We start from the raw sequence: 4,097 nt of genomic DNA on the forward strand, positions 1-4,097 counted from the left end.
ACCATAAGTGATCTCTACTGCTACAGGATCACAAGCGATACCGCCAACCTGTTGGAAATATGTAAACTGTGTTACTTCCATACCATCAAGCCACACTTCCCAACCTAGACCCCAAGCACCTAAGGTTGGAGACTCCCAGTTATCTTCTACAAAACGAATATCATGCTCTTGCAAGTTAAGTCCCAAGTACTCTAGAGACTTCAAGTAAAGCTCTTGAATATTGTCAGGACTAGGCTTGATAAGTGCCTGAAACTGATAATATGCACCCAAACGGTTAGGGTTTTCCCCATAACGTCCATCTGTCGGACGGCGTGAAGGAGCCACATATGCAGCAGACCAAGGCTGAGAGTCTAGACTTCTCAGTAGTGTCGCAGGGTGGAATGTCCCCGCACCGGAAGGGATATCATAGGGTTGCACAATATTACACCCTTGTTCAGCCCAGTATTGTTGTAGTTTCAGGAGTAGTTCACTAAATGTAATGGCATTATTATTCATCTGTTTTATCTCTTATATATTTATTATAGTATTGTTTCGATCTCAGAAGAGTCAAGCTCTACTTTTTTTGCTTTGCTAATCCTGTCTTCTTGTAGCTTGACCTTCAGTTCATCATCCTGCAGTGCCATGATCTCAATCGCTAAATACGCAGCATTGACTGCACCTGCTCTACCAATGGCAAGTGTACCTACAGGCAGACCTTCTGACATCATGACTGTACTTAAAAGTGCATCTTCCCCTTTGAGTGATCCTGCATCTATAGGTACACCAAGTACCGGCTTGGTGGTATGGGCCGCAACTTTACCAGCTAAATGTGCTGCCATTCCAGCAGCAGCTATGAATACCTGTGCCCCTTTTTTTTCTGCTGCTTGAATATAGTTTTTTGTTCTTTCAGGACTTCTATGCGCAGAGGTGACAACAAGCTCATACGGCACACCAAATTTTTGTAATGTCTCAGTACATTCAACCATTACCTCATAATCGCTTTTCGAAGCGATGACAATAGATACAAATTTCATTGTTTATCCTTTTCTGCTTTCTTTCTCCTTGAAGATAAGCAAAGCTCATCTTCAATTCCTCTCACTGAAGCTTCGCCATTGCTCAGTTTAATCATGTCCACTTCCTACTTTTTGTTCTAGCTTCATTGGTGTCGACACTTCAGTAAGTCCCTTTTTTTCTAACGCTTCTGCGATCTCACGTCTTAAGATAGTATATCCCGGCAACGCTGCAGGTAAGAGAATTTCATTCACATTCCCGCTATGGACACACTCCAGGACTTTACCATCTTTAGTCGTAAGCTTTTTAAAAGTGATGACATACGATCCTTCTATTTCTTCTATAGTACCAACATCGTTATCAACAAGTTCTACAGTAGTACCCACAGGTAAAACTATCTCCACAGAATCACCTACACATGTTTTGTCTTTACACTTCCATGACAAGCCATCTTCACTCACAAGTCCTGCAACCTGATGTGTACCATACTGTATAGAAAATTCATTTGACTCTGTATCATTACGGTCAAAAGGACGAGAAAGGAGATATGCATCTGTAAACCCACGATTTTGTGTTGTACCAAGTTCTTTCTGGTAGCGTTTTTCATCAAAATCAGAAGCATAAAAATCATCTATGGCATGACGGTAGGCTTTTGTAACCACACCAGCATAATATGGAGACTTTGTCCGACCTTCAATTTTAAGTGAATCGACCACACCTGATTTGAGTATCTCATCCACATGTGAAGCCATATTCATATCTTTGGCATTCATGATATACGTACCTATACCCTCTTCTTCATCCAATCTAAAAGTCGTACCAGACTCAGGATTATGTGCGTAGATCTCATAAGGGAAACGACAGTCATTTGCACAAGATCCACGATTGGGTACACGTCCTGTTTGTAAGGAAGAGATAAGACAGCGACCCGAGTAAGCAAAACACATAGAACCATGTACAAATATCTCTAACTCTAAGTCAGGAATATGTGTTTTTATCGCTTCACAATCTTTCAAACTTATCTCACGTGCCACAATGATACGCTTAACCCCTAAGTCATAATAAACCTCTGCATCCATCGCATTCATAACATTAGCCTGCGTCGAAAGATGTATAGGAATATCCGGTGCTATTTTGTGTGCTATCTTCACAACCCCTGGAGAAGACACGATCAGCGCATCGGGTTTAAGCTCCGCGATCTTAGCAATATGATTTTCATAAAGTTTCATCTGCGAATTAAAAGGAAATGAGTTCACGGTAGAGTAAACTTTTTTGCCACGTGCATGGGCATACTCTATCCCCTCAGCATAAGATTCTATATCGAACTCTTTACCTGAACGTATACGCAGTGAAAAAGTACTTGTTCCACCATATACCGCATCAGCACCATAATTTAGAGCAATTTTCATCTTTTCCAAATTACCTGCAGGTGCTAAAAGTTCTACTTTGTTTTGTGCTGTCATCTTTTGCCTAGTTGGGATTAATTTGCTCTTATTTTACCCTATTAGTGGTAAAAAACAGTTTTTATGTTAAAATCACCTTATGAATAAGACAACAAGAATAGACATACATAACCACACAACACGTTGTAACCACGCCGAAGGCACTGTTGATGAGTACATCCAAAAAGCCATAGAATTGGGTATAGATATTTATGGTTTTTCTGAACATGCCCCGATGGATTTTGATCCACATTACCGTTTGGCTTTTGAAGAGATGCAAGCCTATACAGATGATATATTAACGGCTAAAGAACGGTATAAAAATGATATCAATATACTCTTTGGTTATGAAGTGGACTATCTTCCGGGACATATGGATGATCGCATTTTACATGCAAAAGTAGATTACCTTATAGGTTCAGTACACTTCATAGACAAATGGAGTTTTGATAACCCTGAGTTCATTGCCGGGTGGAAAAACAAAGATATAGATGAAATATGGCAAGCTTATTTTGAAGCCACTGAAGCGATGGCAAAGTCCGGAAAGTTTGACATTGTAGGACATCTTGATCTTATCAAGGTATTTAAATTCATGCCAAAAAAAGATGTAAGAACTTTAGCTAAAGATGCACTTCAAGCCATTAAAAAGTCCAATATGGTTTTGGAGATCAATACAGCCGGCCTTCGTAAACCTGTGGGAGAGCTATACCCCTCACGCGCATTATTGGAAGAAGCGTATGCGTTAGATATCCCTATTACTTTCTCTTCCGATGCACATGCTGTGGATCAGATCGGGTTCAGTTATGACCTTGCAACAACACTTGCAAAAGAGATTGGATATAAAAAGGCTGCTACTTTTGAAGGTCGTGATAGAGAATTGGTTATTTTTTAAGCAGTAATAGAGAAACAACTAATTTATTAGTGGCTATAATATAGGGATAAAATTAAATTTAGGAGCGTTATAATGGGTAAATTTGTAGACAACACAGATGAGTTTTTTAAATATTGTGAAGAGAATGAGGTAGAATTTGTAGACTTTAGATTTACAGATATTAAAGGTACATGGCACCATATCAGTTATAGAATGAGTGCAGTAACAGCTGAACAACTAGATGGTGGTCTTCCATTTGATGGTTCATCTATCGAAAACTGGCAGCCTATCAACAAATCAGATATGCTTCTTAAGCCTGATGTACCTACAGCATTCCTAGACCCTTTTACTGCTGACAGTACTATCATTGTGATCTGTGATGTTTATGATATTTACAAAAATGACCTTTATGAAAGATGTCCAAGATCGATCGCTAAAAAGACTCTTAAGTATATGGAAGAGTCTGGTGTGGGTGATGAAGCATACTTTGGTCCTGAAAATGAATTTTTCATCTTTGAAAATGTTCAAATCTGGTCAGGTGTCAATGAATCAGGTTATAGAGTAGACTCTGAAGAGGGTGAATGGAACTACAATACTTCTTACGGAGAAGTAGGAAACATGGGGCACAGACCAGGTACAAAAGGTGGGTACTTCCCTACAATGCCAACAGATACGATGGTAGACCTCAGAGCTGAAATGATGCTCATCATGGAAGAAGTAGGTTTAACAGTAATGTTAGGTCACCATGAAGTTGCACAAGCACAAGGTGAGATCGGTATCAAATTTGGTGACAT

Annotated in this window: 5 protein-coding genes; 2 read left to right on the plus strand and 3 right to left on the minus strand. The window is 39.6% G+C overall.

What is annotated here, in order from left to right; genetic code table 11:
* The 3 genes from ABYK33_RS14305 to ABYK33_RS14315 form a co-directional block, all read right to left on the minus strand.
* Window positions 1-495, minus strand: a 495-nt coding sequence (locus ABYK33_RS14305; protein WP_373033969.1) for a glycine--tRNA ligase subunit alpha, incomplete at its 3' end; no start/stop codon positions are given.
* 23 nt (window positions 496-518) lie between these two features.
* Window positions 519-1,013: a 5-(carboxyamino)imidazole ribonucleotide mutase gene (gene purE, locus ABYK33_RS14310; RefSeq protein ID WP_373033970.1), complete on the minus strand. Its 495-nt coding sequence runs from the start codon at window positions 1,011-1,013 to the stop codon at window positions 519-521.
* Window positions 1,014-1,100: 87 nt separating this feature from the next.
* Window positions 1,101-2,453, minus strand: coding sequence for a U32 family peptidase (locus ABYK33_RS14315; RefSeq protein WP_373033971.1), 1,353 nt, complete (start codon window positions 2,451-2,453; stop codon window positions 1,101-1,103).
* Between the two features lie 79 nt (window positions 2,454-2,532).
* Here ABYK33_RS14315 and ABYK33_RS14320 point away from each other — a divergent pair, with 79 nt between their 5' ends.
* Both ABYK33_RS14320 and ABYK33_RS14325 read left to right on the plus strand, forming a co-directional pair.
* Window positions 2,533-3,324 (plus strand): histidinol-phosphatase, encoded by a 792-nt coding sequence (locus ABYK33_RS14320; protein ID WP_373033972.1) that lies wholly within the window; start codon window positions 2,533-2,535, stop codon window positions 3,322-3,324.
* Between the two features lie 72 nt (window positions 3,325-3,396).
* Window positions 3,397-4,097, plus strand: a 701-nt coding sequence (locus tag ABYK33_RS14325) for a glutamine synthetase beta-grasp domain-containing protein (RefSeq protein WP_373033973.1), incomplete at its 3' end; no start/stop codon positions are given.

This window comes from Sulfurovum sp., from assembly GCF_041562805.1.
Lineage (GTDB): Bacteria > Campylobacterota > Campylobacteria > Campylobacterales > Sulfurovaceae > Sulfurovum.

Coding starts and splice junctions, on each gene's coding strand:
- purE (WP_373033970.1), bottom strand. CDS start 1,013: ATGAAATTTGTATCTATTGTCATCGCTTCGAAAAGCGATTATGAGGTA.
- ABYK33_RS14315 (WP_373033971.1), bottom strand. CDS start 2,453: ATGACAGCACAAAACAAAGTAGAACTTTTAGCACCTGCAGGTAATTTG.
- ABYK33_RS14320 (WP_373033972.1), top strand. CDS start 2,533: ATGAATAAGACAACAAGAATAGACATACATAACCACACAACACGTTGT.